This window comes from Sphingopyxis sp. 113P3, from assembly GCF_001278035.1.
Lineage (GTDB): Bacteria > Pseudomonadota > Alphaproteobacteria > Sphingomonadales > Sphingomonadaceae > Sphingopyxis.
The window spans coordinates 2,804,584-2,820,034 of sequence record NZ_CP009452.1; the positions used below are offsets into that span (position 1 = coordinate 2,804,584).

The following is a 15,451-nucleotide window of genomic DNA, read 5'->3' on the forward strand; positions in this document are numbered from 1 at the left end:
CTCCCCAAGGAAAAGGCACGCATATGGGCAAGATCAAGGTAGCCAACCCCGTCGTCGAACTCGACGGCGACGAAATGACGCGGATCATCTGGCAATGGATCCGCGAGCGGCTCATCCTGCCCTATCTCGATATCGACCTTCATTATTATGATCTCGGCATCGAAGAACGCGACCGCACCGACGACAAGATCACTGTCGAGGCGGCGAACGCGATCAAGAAGCATGGCGTCGGCGTGAAGTGCGCGACGATCACCCCCGACGAGGCGCGCGTCGAGGAATTTGGCCTCAAGAAGATGTGGAAGTCGCCGAACGGCACGATCCGCAACATTCTTGGCGGCGTCGTCTTCCGCGAACCGATCGTGATGAAGAATGTTCCCCGCCTCGTTCCCGGCTGGACCGATCCGATCGTCGTGGGCCGTCACGCATTTGGCGACCAGTATAAGGCGACCGATTTCCGCGTCCCCGGCCCCGGCAAGCTCCGCCTCGTCTTCGAAGGCGAGGACGGCACCGTCATTGACGAGGAAGTGTTCCAGTTCCCCTCGTCGGGCGTCGCGATGGGCATGTACAACCTCGACGATTCGATCCGCGACTTCGCCCGCGCCAGCCTCAACTATGGCATTGCGCGCCAGTGGCCGGTATATCTCTCGACGAAGAACACGATCCTCAAGGCCTATGACGGTCGCTTCAAGGATCTCTTCGAGGAAGTCTACCAGACCGAATTCAAGGCGAAGTTCGACGAGCTCGGCATCACCTATGAGCACCGTCTCATCGACGACATGGTTGCCTCGGCGCTCAAATGGTCGGGCAAGTTCGTCTGGGCCTGCAAGAATTACGACGGCGACGTCCAGTCAGACACGGTCGCGCAGGGCTTCGGCTCGCTCGGCCTCATGACCAGCGTGCTGATGACCCCCGACGGCCAGACGGTGGAATCGGAAGCCGCGCACGGCACGGTCACCCGTCACTATCGCATGCATCAGCAGGGCAAGGCGACCTCGACCAACCCGATTGCCTCGATCTTTGCCTGGACGGGCGGCCTCAAGCACCGCGGCAAGCTCGACGACAATGCCGCGCTGGTGAAGTTCGCCAACGACCTGGAAAAGGTCTGCGTCGAGACCGTCGAAGGCGGCAAGATGACCAAGGACCTCGCGCTTCTCATCGGCCCGGACCAGAACTGGCTGACCACCGAAGGCTTCTTCGAGGCGATCGTAGAAAATCTCGAGACGAAGATGGGCGCCTGAGGCCTTGCCTCGAAGGGGAGCTTCGGCTCCCCTGCCCTTCCTCCAAGCGTTTTGATTGACAAAGGCATAGCCAAGCTGCGTCTCGCTCCTTAAGAGCGTTTCATGTCCATCGAAACGGAAGCATCCAGTCTCGGCAACGCGCTCGTTGTCTTGGGGGCCGCGGGGATCGTGATTCCCGCCTTCGCCCGGTTCCGCATCACCCCGGTGATCGGTTTCATTCTCGTCGGCCTGCTCGTAGGGCCCTCCGGGCTCGGCGCACTCGTCGGCGACTATCCGTGGCTGCGCCACATCACGATCCGATCGGCCGAAGATATCGAACTTTTCGGCGAGTTCGGCATCATCCTGCTGCTCTTCTCGATCGGCCTTGAACTCTCGTTCCGGCGCCTGTGGCAATTGCGCAAGCTCGTCTTCGGGGTCGGCGCGGCCGAGCTCGTGATCAGCGGCGCCATTCTTGGCGGCCTCCTCTACATGATCGGGACCTTGTCGCTGCCCGCAGCCTTTGGTCTTGGCATCGCACTTGCCCTCTCCTCGACCGCACTCGTCCTCCCGATCGCGGGGACCAAATCGGCGGTCGGCCGCGCCTCCTTCTCGATGCTGCTCTTCGAGGATCTGGCGATCGTCCCGATCATCTTCGTCCTCGGCGCCTTCGCCCCGAGTGCGGGCGGCGACAATGCCGAACTGTTGCTGACGACGCTATGGCAAGGCGTGCTCGTCGTCGCGGCGCTTGCGATCGGCGGCTGGTTTCTCCTCCCGCGCATCTTTGCGCAGGCAGCACGCGCGAAGGACCCTGAACTCTTCCTCGCCGCAAGCCTCCTTGTCGTCATCGTCGCCGCGCTCGCGACCGCGACGGTCGGTCTCTCGCCAATCGTCGGCGCGCTGCTCGCCGGCCTGATGATCGCCGAGACCGAATATCATGGCGAGGTCGAAGCAATCACCGCACCCTTCAAGGGCCTCGCGCTCGGGGTCTTCCTGATCAGCGTCGGCATGGGGCTCAACCTCAAGTCGATCGCAGGGCAATGGCCCGCGCTTCTCGCCGCGGTCGTCGGCGTCGTGGCGATCAAGGCGATCGTGACCGCGACGATGCTGCGCTTTTCCGGGTCGGCGAGCCGCGGCACCGCGGCCGAAGTCGGCCTCCTGATGGCAAGCCCCTCGGAAACCACCCTCATCGTTCTCGCGACCGCGTTTCAGGCGCAGCTCATCAGCCGCCAGACCGCCGAGTTCTGGCAGCTTGTCACTGCGATCGGCCTCACCATCACGCCGCTCCTCGCGCGGATCGGGCGAAGCGTCGCGCGCCGCATCGAGATGGGCAATGTCGAGGCCGAGCCCGACGATGCGCCGCCCAAGCGCACCGTCGTCATCGGTTTCGGCCGCGTGGGACGCGTCGTTGCCGAGCTGCTGCGCGAACATCAGCGCGCCTATGTCGCTGTCGATGCCGACATCGATGCGGTCGCGCAGGCCCGGCGCGATGGCTTTGACGTGCGCTATGCCGACGTCGCCCGCCCCGGGAGCCTCGACAAGCTCGGGATCGAAAACGCCGACGCGGTGGTGCTCACGATGGACGATCCGGTCCAGCAGCTGCGCATGACGCGCCAGCTGCGCCGCCGATACCCTGAGCTGCCGATCATCTCGCGCGCGCGCGGGTCCGATCACGCCGCCGCGCTCTATCAGGCGGGCGCAACCGATGCGGTCCCCGAAACGCTCGAAAGCTCGCTGCAGCTCGCCGAGGCGGTGCTGATCGACCTTGGCGTCGCGATGGGCCCGGTCATCGCCTCGATCCACGACGTGCGCGCCAAGATGCGCCATGACATCATGACCAAGAGCCATCTCGACCGCGAGCCGCGCATCCGGCGAGTGCGATCAGCCCCCGCGCCCGCAGGCGAGGACGGCTAGAAGCGGACTAGCGCCCGCCTGCCGATACGGCGGACGGCCCGTCCATCGCCGATGCGTCGGCAAGCGTCATCCCCTTCGGGAGGATCGCGAGCGACCATTGCCGCGCGGGCTCGAGATATTGTTTGGCAAGCCGCTGAATGTCTGCCGGCGTGACCGCCATGATATCGTCCTGGATCGAGAGCGCGGCGGCGGCAATCCGCGGGTCGCGCGTTGCGCCCTCGAGCATGTGCATCCAGTAGACATTTCCGGTGGAGGCGCGCGCCACCTGCTCCCGGATCGGACCCGCATTACGCGCAAGCTCGTCCGCGGTGACCGGGTTGGAGGCAAGGTCGGCTGCGATCTCGCGCGCGATCGTGTAGAAGCGCTCGATGTCCTTGGGCGCAAGCAGGCTGCCGACGAGCAGATAGCCGCCGCTCTCGAAGGCGGTGGGCCAATGACTGTCGACCACGGGGCCATAACTGGCCCCCTGTTCAGCGCGGAGCCGGTCGAAGAGCCGGTCGTTGAAGATGCTTGCAAGAACCTGGAGCCCCTGCTGGTCGCGCGGCGCCCCCAGCCCGCCGCTCGTCGGCCAGGCCGTCATCGCCGCCGCCTGCCCCTTCTCGCCGCGGTGATAGGCGATAACGGGCTCGGTGACATGCTCGGCGAATGCGACCCTCTCGCCGCCCGCTGGCGCGAGCGGCGAGCGCGGCGGCAGCGCGCCCAAGGTGCTCGCCAGGATCTGCTTGTAGTCCACGGACGCAAGGTCGCCGAAGATCTGCACCTCGATCGGCCCGCTTGCGAGCCGCGGCGCCCAGAAGGCCTTGAAGGCGGCCGGGGTCAGCGCTTCGATCTCGGCGCGGCTGGGAGGCGCCCAGCGCCGGTCGCCGCCCGCGAGCCACCCGCGCAAATTACGGTCGAGCACCGCATTCGGCGTCGCGTCATTGAGATCATAGCCCGTGAGATAACCGATACGCAGCCGATCGACGGGGGCTGCGTCCCACCGCGGAAAGGCAAGTTTTCCGGCAATGAGCTTCAACTGGTCGGCAAGGTCTGCGGGCTTGCTCTCGGCCGACAGCTCAAACGCATCGTCATCGACCGCGAAATTGAGCTGGATCTGGCGGCCGTTCGTGAGCTGGTCGATCGCATTCTGGCCCCAAGGCCCGATCCCGCTCGCGACGAGCGCATAGTCGCCCGTCCATAAAAGATTGGGGGCGTCGGCAGCGACGCTGCGATTGCCGCTTCCGAAGCGGACGTTGACGCGCACCTTGCCGGGCTCGACCGGATTGTTCGACACGAGCGCGGTAACGCCGTTCGCAAACTCGATCCGCTCGGCGCGCAGTCCGGCGATCATCGTGCTCGAGGCGATCGTTCCCGGCTTGCCGAGCGGGGGAAGCTGGCTGAAATCCGCCTTGATCGCGGCGAGACGCTCGTCCTTGATCGTGGCGGGCCGCGCGAGCGCTGCCAGCAGCGCGCCCTCGCCCCCCTCGACAGGTGTCGGGGTTGTGAGGACAAGCCGCGTCGCGGGTCCTGTAAAGATCGCCCGGCTGATGCCGAGCATCACCTCGGGTGTCGCCGAGGCGCGAATCGCCTTGAACATGTCGACCTGCGCCTGCGGACTCGTCACGACCTCATGGATGTCGATCGCGCGCACGAGATCGTCGGCGAGCCGCGCGCCGGGTTCATTGCGCGCGTTCTCGAGTTCCTTTTGCAAGAAGGCCTCGATCTCGTTCGCCTCGCGGTCGATGTCGGCCTGCGAGGGCGGCGTCTTCATCGCATCGGCGATGACGCCGCGCACGTCGGCAAGCGCCGCCTGCCAGTCGGTGAGCGGCACGATCTGCGCCATGGTGACGTCGGCGCTGCGGTTCATATATTCCTGGTCGACGCTCGCAACGAGGTAGGAGCCGCCGCTGCGGGCCCGATTTTCAAGCCGGCGGTTCACCAGCGCGACCGCAAGAAATTCAAGATAAAGCCGGCGGGTATTTTCAACCGTATCGACCCGCTTGATCCAGGGTCGGACCGTTGCGAGCGTCAAGGACAGAGGCTGATTGGGCTCGACGATGATGCGCGCGACGGGCGCGCTTGGGTCGGGCTTTCCGAAATCGGGCTGCTTGGGATTGGGGCCGTTGCTCTCCCAGTCGCCATAATATTTCTCGATCAGGCGGGCGAACTCCAGCGGGTCTCCATCGCCGACGATGACCACAACCGCCCGGTCGGGCCGATACCACCGATTATGAAACGCCGCGACGGCGTCGGCGCGCGCTCCGGTCAACGATTCGATCGTGCCGATCGGCGAACGATCGCCGAGCAGCTGCCCGGCGAAGAGATGCGCTGTGGTCGCATCGGCAATCCGCTTTTGCGGGCCATCCGATTCCCTGAGTTCGGACATGACGACGCCGCGCTCCGCCGTCACCGCAACGTCCGTAATGCGCGGCTCGCGCACCATCCCCGCGAGCAATTTCATGCTTTCATCGAGGCTCGTCGGCGTCACGCTCGGCAGGTCGAGCTGATAGACGGTCTGCGAGGGTGTCGTCTGCGCGTTCGAATCGCTCCCGAATGTCACACCGAACCGCTGCCAGATACGCTTCGCCTCGCCATCAGGAATATGTTCCGAGCCCCGAAAGGTGAGATGTTCAAGGAGGTGCGCAAAGCCGCGCTCCTTTTCGGTCTCGAAGAGCGAACCGACGTCCATCCGGACGCGGATCGACACCTGCCCGGGGGGAACGCCATTGTTCCGAACCGCATAGCGCAGCCCGTTGGGAAGCTCGCCGAACTGCCAGCCCGCATCGCGGGGAATGTCGCTGCCTTCGTAAAGCCAGCTTTCGGCCGCGGGCTTGAGCGAAGCAGGCTTCTGGGGCGCGACCAGCGGCGCGGGCGCGGTCTGCTGGGCGCCGGCGAAGGGCGGCGCGAGCAGGAGGCCAAAGGCGGCGGCCGACAGGATCGAGCGGGCGAGACGCAGCGGCGCCGACGCGGAAAGAATGGACATCGGCCGATCTTATCGCGTTCGAACCTTGCTGGCCACTGAACTATGGCTCCGACCACCCGCTTGCACGGCCAACCGCTTCTGCCTAGCGATACCTTATGGAAACCTCAGCACCGACCTCCCGCATCGCGCTGGTCCAGATGACCAGCGGCATCGATCCTGCCGCCAATCTTGCGCTCATCGACGGCGCACTCGCTGAGGCCGCGGCGGGAGGCGCCGCAATGGCGTTTCTCCCCGAAATGTCGATCCTTCTCGATCGCGACCGCGAGCGATCGGCGGCGCATATTGGGCGCGAAGCCGAGAGCCCCTGGCCCCGAGCATTGCAGGAGATGGCGCGCCGTCACAGCCTCTGGCTGCATACAGGATCGGTACCGCTCCTTGCCGATGCCGGCGATCGCCGCGTCAATCGAAGCCATGTCATCGCAGCGGACGGCTCCATTCGCGCGCGATACGACAAGATCCACATGTTCGACGTCGACCTCCCCACAGGGGAACGCTGGGCGGAATCAGCAAGCTATGCGGGCGGCGATGCACTGGCGGTCGTCGAAACGCCGGTGGGGACGCTCGGCCTCAGCGTCTGCTACGACCTTCGCTTTCCTGAGCTTTACCGCGCACTCGTCGAGCGGGGCGCCAACATATTGGCCGTGCCGGCGGCCTTCACTGTCCCGACCGGCGAGGCCCATTGGCACGTGCTCTTGCGCGCGCGCGCGATCGAGACCGGATCCTTTGTCGTCGCGGCGGCGCAATGCGGAAAACATGCCGATGGCCGCGCAACTTATGGCCACAGCCTCGTTGCCGATCCCTGGGGGTCCGTCCTGGTCGATGCAGGCGCCAATGTGCCGGAATCCGGCTTCACCTTGGCCTTCGCCGATATCGACCCCGCGGCGCTCGACAAGGCGCGCGGGTCGATCCCGCTCGCGCGCTCGCGGACGATCCGCAACATTCAACTATAGCCTGGCAAATTGGCCTCGGCGGCTGACCGGCATGGCCAAGGCTGCCTATCATGAAGCCGAAGCCCCAATGCAAAAAGGGCCCCGGAAATGTCCGGAGCCCCTTGAAACTTGCTAAGCAGCCGAATTACGGGCTGGTCGGCGTGTCCTTGTCGTTGTCCGCAGCGATGATGATACCGCCGACGATAGCGATCAGTGCCAGGAGGCCGATGAGCCAGCCCGAGCTACCTTCGAGTTCGCTCTGGCCGTCAACGCGCGACACAGCGTCCGCAACAACAGGAGCAGCCGATGCCGCGACCGGGGCCGCAATCATCGAAGTGGCCGCGAGGGAGATCGCAGCTTTCTTGAGCAGATTCATCTTTTTCTCCATCCACTGGACTTTAATCTTCTCGAACCAAGCCGAGGAGAATCACTCCCCATCCCGATTCCGCAAGTTCTTCTAGGCAAGGTCGCTAATAATTGCAACGACTTTCGCGCTGTAGCGGTAATTGGCTCAAAAAGTCTTAATACGACACAAAAAGCGCAAGCATCGCATGTCACTTCATCCGCGGCGAACGCGTTCAAAGGGTTCGCTCGTGACTGGATAGCCGAGGTGGCCGGGGATGCAAAGATGAGGCTCGCCCCCGCGTTCCTCGATCCAGGGCGTGACGAGTTCGACGGGGTGATCAGCCGCATGGAGAGAAAAGGATGTAAAATCATCGACCTGGGCAAGACGTTCAAGGTTCCTTCGCGTCGGGAAGATGATCGACACCTCGCCGCGGTCGGCCATCGATAGCGTAGCGCGCGCGCTGGCCCAGAAGATGTGACTATGCTCGGCCGCCTCGACGGTGAGCTCGTGTCCGTGCGGCGGAGCCTCGACGGCAAAGAAGCGTGTGTCGAAGGTCCTGGCTTCCTTGAAATTGGGGCACCAGCGCGCGAACGGAACGAGCGCGTCGAGCGCAAGCAGATCCCCGCGCGCGCCCAATATGTCCGAAAGCCGCTCCTCGGCGAGGAGCGCACGGCGCACCTCATCGGTCTCCGTTTCGGCGAGCGTCGGCCAGCCAACCGCCAACCCCGTCTCTTCGAGCGTTTCGCGGAGCGCAGCGACGCGCGCTGCCCCCTCGACATCGCCCTCGGCAAACCCATGCTGTGCCGCGACCAGATAATCGTCGGGATCGATCCGCCCGCCAGGAAACACCACGGCCCCGGCAGCGAACGCCATCGTCTGGGACCGCTTCACCATCAAGATCTCGTCAGGTCCGCCGCTATCGGAACGCCGCATGATCACGAGCGTCGCGGCGGGAATGGCGCTGGCGGGCGGCGTTCGGGACGCGTCGGTTTGCACATTGTTATCTGTCATGAGAATATCGATAACCGCCGTTCGCCGCCTTGTCATCCAGCATTGCGAGCGCGGCCATGGCGGTGCAGGATGCGCTGAAAAGCAGCCGGGAGCGGGCTCATGACTATTGTCGAGATCTTGGGGGTCGCAAGCAGCCTCAGCCTGCTCGCCGGATGGCGTCTCTATCTGACGATCCTCGCAACTGGCATTGCGATGTTTTTCGGATGGTTGCCCCTCCCTGAGCATCTGAAGGCGCTGCAGATCCTTGCCAATCCATGGGTACTTGGCGTGGCGGCGGCTGGCACGCTTGCGGAATTCCTTGCGGACAAGATCGCTTGGGTCGATTCAATCTGGGATGGCATTCACGGCATTATCCGCCCGCTCGGCGGCGCGCTGCTGGCGCTCGCGCTCGTCGATTCGTCGGATCCCACGTGGCAAGTCATCGCCTTTCTCCTCGGCGGAGGCGGCGCCTTGCTCAGCCACGGCGCCAAGGCGACTACCCGCGCGGTCGTCAATGTGAGCCCCGAGCCCTTCAGCAACGCGGTGGTATCGACCGGCGAGGACGTCGCCACGGGCGGATTGCTCGCGCTCGCAATCGCTTACCCGCCGCTTGCAATCGTAATTGCCCTCCTGCTCGCAATCGCGGCGGTGATCGTGATTATCGCGCTGCGCCGCCTGCTCCGCAATATCAAAGCCACGCTCAAGAAGGCGCTCGGCGATGCAGAGGAGGGCGCGTAGAGGACCACGCGCGAAACCGGAGCCGTTCACACGACCGCGGACCGCGCGATGGTGGCGTTAGCGCCGTGGGCAGGCGCCCTCCCCCGCCTGATAGGAATCACGACAGCGGCCGCAGTTCACACGGCCCGCAACAAATATGAGTGGGCGCTTGTCATAGTCGAAACCCGCTGTTAGAGGCGCCGGCGTTGCCGCTTTAGCTCAGTTGGTAGAGCACATCATTCGTAATGATGGGGCCACAGGTTCGAGTCCTGTAAGCGGCACCACCTTCCTTAAGGTGCTTTCCCGAGGCTCTTCCCCGTGAACGGGGGATGAGGGTGGATCAGACCCGATTGATGACGCCATTCCAACCGCAAAGAGCGAGCACGCGCAAGCGGTAGTTGTGAAAGTTTCGGAAGCCGAACGCGCGGCGCGAGATCATCTCCATCTTTGTGTGAAAGCCCTCGGTGATTCCATTGTTCCTGGAAAAGCGCCACATGCGGGCGACGGGCTCGAGCCAGCTGGTCAGGGTATCGGCGAGGGACTTGAGGGGGCTGGCGGCGAACTGATCGATCAGCCTGAGCAGGTCGGGGATAAGCTGGCTGGCCTTTTTGACATTGAGGGATTTTTGCGTCAGCAGGAGGGCCATGTCCTGCTTGGCAGTGTAGAGGGCTTCGGGCTCTTCCCCGTGAACGGGGGATGAGGGTGGATCAGACCCGATTGATGACGCCATTCCAACCGCAAAGAGCGAGCACGCGCAAGCGGTAGTTGTGAAAGTTTCGGAAGCCGAACGCGCGGCGCGAGATCATCTCCATCTTTGTGTGAAAGCCCTCGGTGATTCCATTGTTCCTGGAAAAGCGCCACATGCGCGCGACGGGCTCGAGCCAGCTGGTCAGGGTATCGGCGAGGGACTTGAGGGGGCTGGCGGCGAACTGATCGATCAGCCTGAGCAGGTCGGGGATAAGCTGGCTGGCCTTTTTGGCATTGAGGGATTTTTGCGTCAGCAGGAGGGCCATGTCCTGCTTGGCAGTGTAGAGGGCTTCGAGCACCGGATTGGCTTTCAGGTAGACGGCCAGCCTTTTGCGCTGTTCTTCGCTTAGCTTCCATCGATGGCGCCGCATCAAACTGAGCAGCCCGCGATTCTTTCGGCCCTCGGGATCGAAGCGCTTCCATCCTTCGAGGAAATGCTGGTTGAGCAGCCGAATGACATGGAAGCGATCGGCGACGATCTTCGCGTTCGGAAAATATTTGCGGGCGATTGCGCGATAGGTTTCCGACAGGTCCATCACGATGACCTTGACCTTGTCGCGCCCTGGCAACCTTCGCAAATAGCTTCGTAAACTGTCTTCCGAGCGTCCCGGGACGACATCGTAGACCTTGTGATTCTTCAGATCGACAAATGTCGTCGCATAGCCTCTCTTGCGCGAGAAAAAATGCTCGTCGATCCCCAGGACCTGCGGGCAGGGCCGACCGGACAGCTCCGAGACGCGCTGTTCGATGAAATGATGATACCAGCGCTCGATGGTTGCGCTGCCGATCGCATGGGTGCTCGTCAACTGGCTTTGGCTGATGCCTCCGTGGTGACCGTCGAAGACCTCAAGACGGTACGTCTCCGTCGCGCGATAGCGCGGACGGATGCCCGAAAAGCGATGACGGAAATAGCGGCCGCAACCGGCACAATGATATTTGGGCACCGCAAGGTGCACGATCAGGATCTGGTTGCCTTGACGCGTGTGCTTGAGCTCGCGCTCATAAGTCGCCTTGATCCGCAGCCCCCCGTGGCCGCAATAAAGGCAAACAGGCCGCTTCGTTGGCCGCGCCCACACACGAATGTCGCGTCGCCGCTCGACACGGACAATCTCAACATCCGACAGCCCTAATATGCCGTCGATTCCCTGATCAGCCTTCTTCTTCATCAGACTTGTCCTTCCTATGACAAGTCTAACCCAATTTCCCTCATCCCCCGTTCACGAGGAAGAGCCGGGCTTCGAGCACCGGATTGGCTTTCAGGTAGACGGCCAGCCTTTTGCGCTGTTCTTCGCTTAGCTTCCATCGATGGCGCCGCATCAAACTGAGCAGCCCGCGATTCTTTCGGCCCTCGGGATCGAAGCGCTTCCATCCTTCGAGGAAATGCTGGTTGAGCAGCCGAATGACATGGAAGCGATCGGCGACGATCTTCGCGTTCGGAAAATATTTGCGGGCGATTGCGCGATAGGTTTCCGACAGGTCCATCACGATGACCTTGACCTTGTCGCGCCCTGGCAACCTTCGCAAATAGCTTCGTAAACTGTCTTCCGAGCGTCCCGGGACGACATCGTAGACCTTGTGATTCTTCAGATCGACAAATGTCGTCGCATAGCCTCTCTTGCGCGAGAAAAAATGCTCGTCGATCCCCAGGACCTGCGGGCAGGGCCGACCGGACAGCTCCGAGACGCGCTGTTCGATGAAATGATGATACCAGCGCTCGATGGTTGCACTGCCGATCGCATGGGTGCTCGTCAACTGGCTTTGGCTGATGCCTCCGTGGTGACCGTCGAAGACCTCAAGACGGTACGTCTCCGTCGCGCGATAGCGCGGACGGATGCCCGAAAAGCGATGACGGAAATAGCGGCCGCAACCGGCACAATGATATTTGGGCACCGCAAGGTGCACGATCAGGATCTGGTTGCCTTGACGCGTGTGCTTGAGCTCGCGCTCATAAGTCGCCTTGATCCGCAGCCCCCCGTGGCCGCAATAAAGGCAAACAGGCCGCTTCGTTGGCCGCGCCCACACACGAATGTCGCGTCGCCGCTCGACACGGACAATCTCAACATCCGACAGCCCTAATATGCCGTCGATTCCCTGATCAGCCTTCTTCTTCATCAGACTTGTCCTTCCTATGACAAGTCTAACCCAATTTCCCTCATCCCCCGTTCACGAGGAAGAGCCTTTCCCGAGCAAAATCATCGGTTAGCTATGAAGGCGCGATAGTCTAGGCGGGCATGTCCTGCCTGCCGAAAGGCCCCCAGCCCAGACCCGGTGGGCGTAGAATGGCGCTTCCCTTTGGTTTGGGAATCCTTTGGTTGAAGGCCGTTCGGCTAGCCGCGTGCTTCGCGAATTGCGAACATGCGGCCTCGCCGCCGCCATGATGTAGCAGGTCAGAGCATATCGGCGCGCCGATGCTCAGCGTCGCCGATCTGCCCCGATTTCGCTTTCGCCAAGATCGGGAGAGCTTTCGCGTCGACGCTCGCCCGCATCTCGTCGAACCCGTCACCTCCGAGCGGCATAGCGCAGGGGTCCGGGATGCGAGGGAAGTCGCCCCGGCCAGCGCCGCTGCCGGGCGAGCAAAGCGTCGCCATCGTACGGGACTGGCTCGGCGCTGACCCGAACAATATCAAGCGGCTCATCGCCGCGAAAGTTCTGCAACCGACCGAAGATACGGTGTTCAATGCGATCTACCGCATGCCCCTGATTTCGTCGTCGCGGCCCGTCATTTCCCAGCGGATGAGCGAAATCGGGATTGATCCCGCTGCGCGAAAGCGGTCGTGAAAGGACTTGATGTCGAACTTTTCGCCCTCCTGCATCGCAACGTCCGCGAGCAGCTTTTCGAGTTCGACCTTGCCGATATAATAGCCGATCCCATAACCCGGCTGGCGCAGATAAAGTTCAATATCGAACTGCGCGACTGCGTCGCCTTCCTCCATCCATTTGGGCGTACGCGCGATCAGCGAGGCATTGGCCTCCTTCCACGTCCATTCATTCGCTTGCATTTTCAGTTCGGGCAGGATGCGCGCGGCGCGTTTCGCGCCCAATATATAGTCGATCTCGCGAGTCTTCGGCCGGTCTTCGAGCATCCCCGCCTGGAGGATCATTTCCTCAAGATAAAAGGCCCAGCCTTCGTTGCGCATCCCGTTGACGAAGAAGAGTCGCGGCGCCCCCCGGACCGGACGTGTGTCGCGCGCCGCCTGCAGCGCGTCGAAAGCGTGGCCGGGCAGGTTGTGCGCCCGCAACGGCCGCCCGTCGCGGAATTCGGTCTGAAAAAAGAAATGCAGATGCAATGGCGGGTCGAACAGTCCCGGCTTTGACGGGTCCTTTTCGAACGGGAATAGGTAGGGTCCTTCTTCCGGATCGTGCTGGACATAGTCAGGGATAGTGACCCAGTCACCATCGCGCAGGAACTTGAGCAGATCCTCGTCCTCCACCTTGCGCTTGGCGTCGAATTCGGCACGCGTCTGCACAGGCTCGGGCATCGCGATGCCGCGGTTGCGATGCTCCTCGATCTTCAGAAAGGCGAGCTGGCGCTGATACTCGCGCTCGCCGATCACCGCGATCTCTTCGGGCGTGTAGGGAAGAAGAAGAACATTCTTCAGATACCAGGCATAATTCTCCCGGCCCACCCCGCCGTGCGCGGGAAGGTCGGCTTCGATGCTTTCTAGCCAGGCCTTGAAGCCGGCCGCCGCTGCCTGCGCGCGCTTCGCGGGTGCAACCAGCTCGGGCTGGACCTTCGCGGCGCGCGCGGCAAGTTCACCATAGACGTTCACCTCGACCTGCTTCTGCGCGATCCCGAGCCGCGCAAGATCGCCGCGCGGGTCCGTGAGATTCGCCCGCGCCTGTCGCAACATCTCTGGCACCGTTTCGAGCTGAGCCTTGAACTTCGCCAGGGCGTCAGCTTCAAGCGGCAGCTTCGGGATCGCGAGCGCGCCGTGCATTTTGGGTCCGAAGCCGAGATTGGTCGTGCTGTAGAAGGCCGGATCGTGCTTCCAGGGTTGAACGACCCGGTGCTGAAATTCGAGCCCTCGCATTTCGGCAAGCACGACCATATAGTCCACGCGCTGGGCGATCGGCCACGCTGAGTCATCGATCGCCTTCAACCGCGCCGCGAATGTCTTGAGCCCGGCATGATGGCGGGCCATCGCCGAAGGCGAATAATCGGGTACGCCATTAACCATCGGCGGTGGAACAAAGGCGCGGAACTCCTCGTAGAGCGCGAGCAACGCATCATAGCCAGACGTCGCTGCTTGGGTTTGCGCGGCTAGCGGAAACGGAGCAGCCAGTGTCAGCAAGCTTGCAGTCATCAGCGCGGCGGCCGCACGCATTTTCATCTTCAAAGCCTGTCTCCCGAACGAAAAGTCCCTTGCCTGCACCCGATGGTCAGAGCGCGTTGAAGAAGCGAGTTAACCGCCCCATCGCCTCGGTCACCCGCGCTTCGGATTCCGAGCCGAAGCAAATCCGCAGATGTCCCTCGCCTCCCGCGCCGTAAAAGCTGCCCGATTCCACCACCACGTGCGCTTGCTTGAGGATCGCCATTGCCAGTTCGTGCGACGAACGCCCTGTGGCACGGATATCGGGAAAGGCATAGATGGTGCCCTCGGGCTCGGGACACGTCACGCCAGGCATCTGGTTTAGCGCCTGCACAACGATGTCGCGCTTGCGTCGATCCGCCTCCACCATCGCCAGCATCGCATCGGGCGGTCCTTCGATCGCTGCACGCCCGCCTTCCTGGATGAAGACATTGACATGCGTCACGTCGGTCATCGTGATCTGCATAATCGCCGGCATCAGCCGCGCGTCGGCGGTCAGATAGCCAAGGCGCCAGCCATCCATCGAATAGGCCTTGGTGAATGCAAAGCAGCTGATCGTGCGTTCCCGCATACCGGGCAGGCTCGCGATGCTGATATGCTCGACCCCGCCATAGGTGATATATTCATACACCTCGTCCGACAGCACGAGCAAATCATGCTCGATCGCAAGATCGGCAACATTTTGCAGTTCCGCGCGGCTATACACGCGGCCCGTCGGGTTAGCCGGATTGATGAGCACGATCATCCGGGTCTTATCAGTGATTTTCGCGGCGATTTTTTCTTTGGAGATTGCGAAATTATTCGCCTTGTCGAGCTCGGCGATCACGACTTTGCCACCAGCCAGTTCCGTCTTGCCGATATGCTGGGGATAATAGGGGTCGAGCAGAATGACCTCGTCCCCCGGATCGATAGCGGCCATGAAGGCGGCGAAGGAGGCATGGGTCAGCCCATTTGTCACGAGGATCTCATCAACGCCGTAGTCGAGCCCGTTGAAGCTTTTCAGCTTCTTTGCCAGCGACTGGCGGAACGAGAGCGTGCCGCGAAAATCGCCATAGTGAACGATCCCTGCATCGAGCGCGGCCTTCACCGCCTCCTTGACGTGCAAGGGGGTGTCGGCATGTGGACGCCCGAACTCGAGGTGGATCAGGTCCGCGCCCGCAGCGTCGAGCTGCGCCGCCTCTTCGTACATGCCGAAGCTTTTCTTAGACCCCGCCGTCAGGCGCTGTGCCGGCCACTTCATAAATCTGGACCTCCGGATGCTTGCCATACACGTGAATAATTGTGTGATACAGGATATTTCAAGCCTAAAATTTTAGGATTGA

Annotated in this window: 13 protein-coding genes and 1 tRNA gene; 5 read left to right on the forward strand and 9 right to left on the reverse strand. The window is 62.5% G+C overall.

Features of this window, described 5'->3' with window-relative positions; all coding sequences use genetic code 11:
- The first annotated feature begins 23 nt into the window (after positions 1-23).
- Both LH20_RS13740 and LH20_RS13745 read left to right on the forward strand, forming a co-directional pair.
- Entirely contained in the window at positions 24-1,238 is a 1,215-nt protein-coding gene (locus LH20_RS13740; RefSeq protein ID WP_053554695.1) for an NADP-dependent isocitrate dehydrogenase, read from the forward strand.
- Positions 1,239-1,340: 102 nt separating this feature from the next.
- Positions 1,341-3,128: a cation:proton antiporter domain-containing protein gene (locus LH20_RS13745; protein WP_053554696.1), complete on the forward strand. Its 1,788-nt coding sequence runs from the start codon at positions 1,341-1,343 to the stop codon at positions 3,126-3,128.
- A gap of 7 nt (positions 3,129-3,135) precedes the next feature.
- Here LH20_RS13745 and LH20_RS13750 read toward each other — a convergent pair whose 3' ends face one another.
- Complete coding sequence (locus tag LH20_RS13750; protein ID WP_053554697.1) at positions 3,136-6,090, reverse strand: M16 family metallopeptidase; 2,955 nt, start codon at positions 6,088-6,090, stop codon at positions 3,136-3,138.
- A gap of 95 nt (positions 6,091-6,185) precedes the next feature.
- Here LH20_RS13750 and LH20_RS13755 point away from each other — a divergent pair, with 95 nt between their 5' ends.
- Positions 6,186-7,040 carry a carbon-nitrogen hydrolase family protein gene (locus LH20_RS13755; RefSeq protein WP_053554698.1) on the forward strand — a complete coding sequence of 285 codons (855 nt, stop codon included), beginning with the start codon at positions 6,186-6,188 and terminating at the stop codon, positions 7,038-7,040.
- Between the two features lie 124 nt (positions 7,041-7,164).
- Here LH20_RS13755 and LH20_RS13760 read toward each other — a convergent pair whose 3' ends face one another.
- Both LH20_RS13760 and LH20_RS13765 read right to left on the reverse strand, forming a co-directional pair.
- Positions 7,165-7,395: a hypothetical protein gene (locus LH20_RS13760; protein WP_053554699.1), complete on the reverse strand. Its 231-nt coding sequence runs from the start codon at positions 7,393-7,395 to the stop codon at positions 7,165-7,167.
- Between the two features lie 183 nt (positions 7,396-7,578).
- On the reverse strand, positions 7,579-8,376 hold the full coding sequence (locus LH20_RS13765) for an NUDIX hydrolase (RefSeq protein ID WP_053554700.1): 798 nt from the start codon (positions 8,374-8,376) through the stop codon (positions 7,579-7,581).
- A gap of 99 nt (positions 8,377-8,475) precedes the next feature.
- On the opposite strand from LH20_RS13765, the gene LH20_RS13770 reads away from it, so the two are divergent.
- Positions 8,476-9,093 carry a DUF4126 domain-containing protein gene (locus tag LH20_RS13770; RefSeq protein WP_053554701.1) on the forward strand — a complete coding sequence of 206 codons (618 nt, stop codon included), beginning with the start codon at positions 8,476-8,478 and terminating at the stop codon, positions 9,091-9,093.
- Between the two features lie 187 nt (positions 9,094-9,280).
- Positions 9,281-9,356 (forward strand) — tRNA-Thr (locus tag LH20_RS13775).
- Positions 9,357-9,412: 56 nt separating this feature from the next.
- On the opposite strand, the gene LH20_RS13780 is transcribed toward LH20_RS13775, so the two are convergent.
- From LH20_RS13780 to LH20_RS13800, 6 genes are all read right to left on the reverse strand, one after another.
- Positions 9,413-9,802 carry a transposase gene (locus LH20_RS13780; protein ID WP_083455413.1) on the reverse strand — a complete coding sequence of 130 codons (390 nt, stop codon included), beginning with the start codon at positions 9,800-9,802 and terminating at the stop codon, positions 9,413-9,415.
- Complete coding sequence (locus tag LH20_RS13785; protein ID WP_083455375.1) at positions 9,780-10,985, reverse strand: ISL3 family transposase; 1,206 nt, start codon at positions 10,983-10,985, stop codon at positions 9,780-9,782. Before LH20_RS13785 ends, LH20_RS13780 begins: the two co-directional genes overlap by 23 nt.
- 40 nt (positions 10,986-11,025) lie before the next feature.
- The gene (locus LH20_RS13790) at positions 11,026-11,931 is read right to left on the reverse strand and encodes an ISL3 family transposase (protein WP_083455414.1); all 906 of its coding nucleotides are present in this window, start codon (positions 11,929-11,931) and stop codon (positions 11,026-11,028) included.
- 275 nt (positions 11,932-12,206) lie between these two features.
- Entirely contained in the window at positions 12,207-12,455 is a 249-nt protein-coding gene (locus tag LH20_RS23345; RefSeq protein ID WP_144423577.1) for a hypothetical protein, read from the reverse strand.
- A 48-nt stretch (positions 12,456-12,503) separates the two neighbouring features.
- Entirely contained in the window at positions 12,504-14,150 is a 1,647-nt protein-coding gene (locus LH20_RS13795; RefSeq protein WP_144423578.1) for a DUF885 family protein, read from the reverse strand.
- 49 nt (positions 14,151-14,199) lie between these two features.
- Positions 14,200-15,369 (reverse strand): pyridoxal phosphate-dependent aminotransferase, encoded by a 1,170-nt coding sequence (locus LH20_RS13800; protein WP_053554704.1) that lies wholly within the window; start codon positions 15,367-15,369, stop codon positions 14,200-14,202.
- Between the last annotated feature and the right edge of the window lie 82 nt (positions 15,370-15,451).

Bases quoted from the DNA above. Each gene is read 5' to 3' on its own strand.
- LH20_RS13755 (WP_053554698.1), top strand. From the start codon at position 6,186: ATGGAAACCTCAGCACCGACCTCCCGCATCGCGCTGGTCCAGATGACC.
- LH20_RS23345 (WP_144423577.1), bottom strand. From the start codon at position 12,455: ATGAGCCGCTTGATATTGTTCGGGTCAGCGCCGAGCCAGTCCCGTACG.
- LH20_RS13765 (WP_053554700.1), bottom strand. From the start codon at position 8,376: ATGACAGATAACAATGTGCAAACCGACGCGTCCCGAACGCCGCCCGCC.
- LH20_RS13750 (WP_053554697.1), bottom strand. From the start codon at position 6,090: ATGTCCATTCTTTCCGCGTCGGCGCCGCTGCGTCTCGCCCGCTCGATC.
- LH20_RS13790 (WP_083455414.1), bottom strand. From the start codon at position 11,931: ATGAAGAAGAAGGCTGATCAGGGAATCGACGGCATATTAGGGCTGTCG.
- LH20_RS13800 (WP_053554704.1), bottom strand. From the start codon at position 15,369: ATGAAGTGGCCGGCACAGCGCCTGACGGCGGGGTCTAAGAAAAGCTTC.
- LH20_RS13770 (WP_053554701.1), top strand. From the start codon at position 8,476: ATGACTATTGTCGAGATCTTGGGGGTCGCAAGCAGCCTCAGCCTGCTC.
- LH20_RS13795 (WP_144423578.1), bottom strand. From the start codon at position 14,150: ATGAAAATGCGTGCGGCCGCCGCGCTGATGACTGCAAGCTTGCTGACA.
- LH20_RS13740 (WP_053554695.1), top strand. From the start codon at position 24: ATGGGCAAGATCAAGGTAGCCAACCCCGTCGTCGAACTCGACGGCGAC.
- LH20_RS13745 (WP_053554696.1), top strand. From the start codon at position 1,341: ATGTCCATCGAAACGGAAGCATCCAGTCTCGGCAACGCGCTCGTTGTC.
- LH20_RS13760 (WP_053554699.1), bottom strand. From the start codon at position 7,395: ATGAATCTGCTCAAGAAAGCTGCGATCTCCCTCGCGGCCACTTCGATG.
- LH20_RS13780 (WP_083455413.1), bottom strand. From the start codon at position 9,802: ATGGCGTCATCAATCGGGTCTGATCCACCCTCATCCCCCGTTCACGGG.
- LH20_RS13785 (WP_083455375.1), bottom strand. From the start codon at position 10,985: ATGAAGAAGAAGGCTGATCAGGGAATCGACGGCATATTAGGGCTGTCG.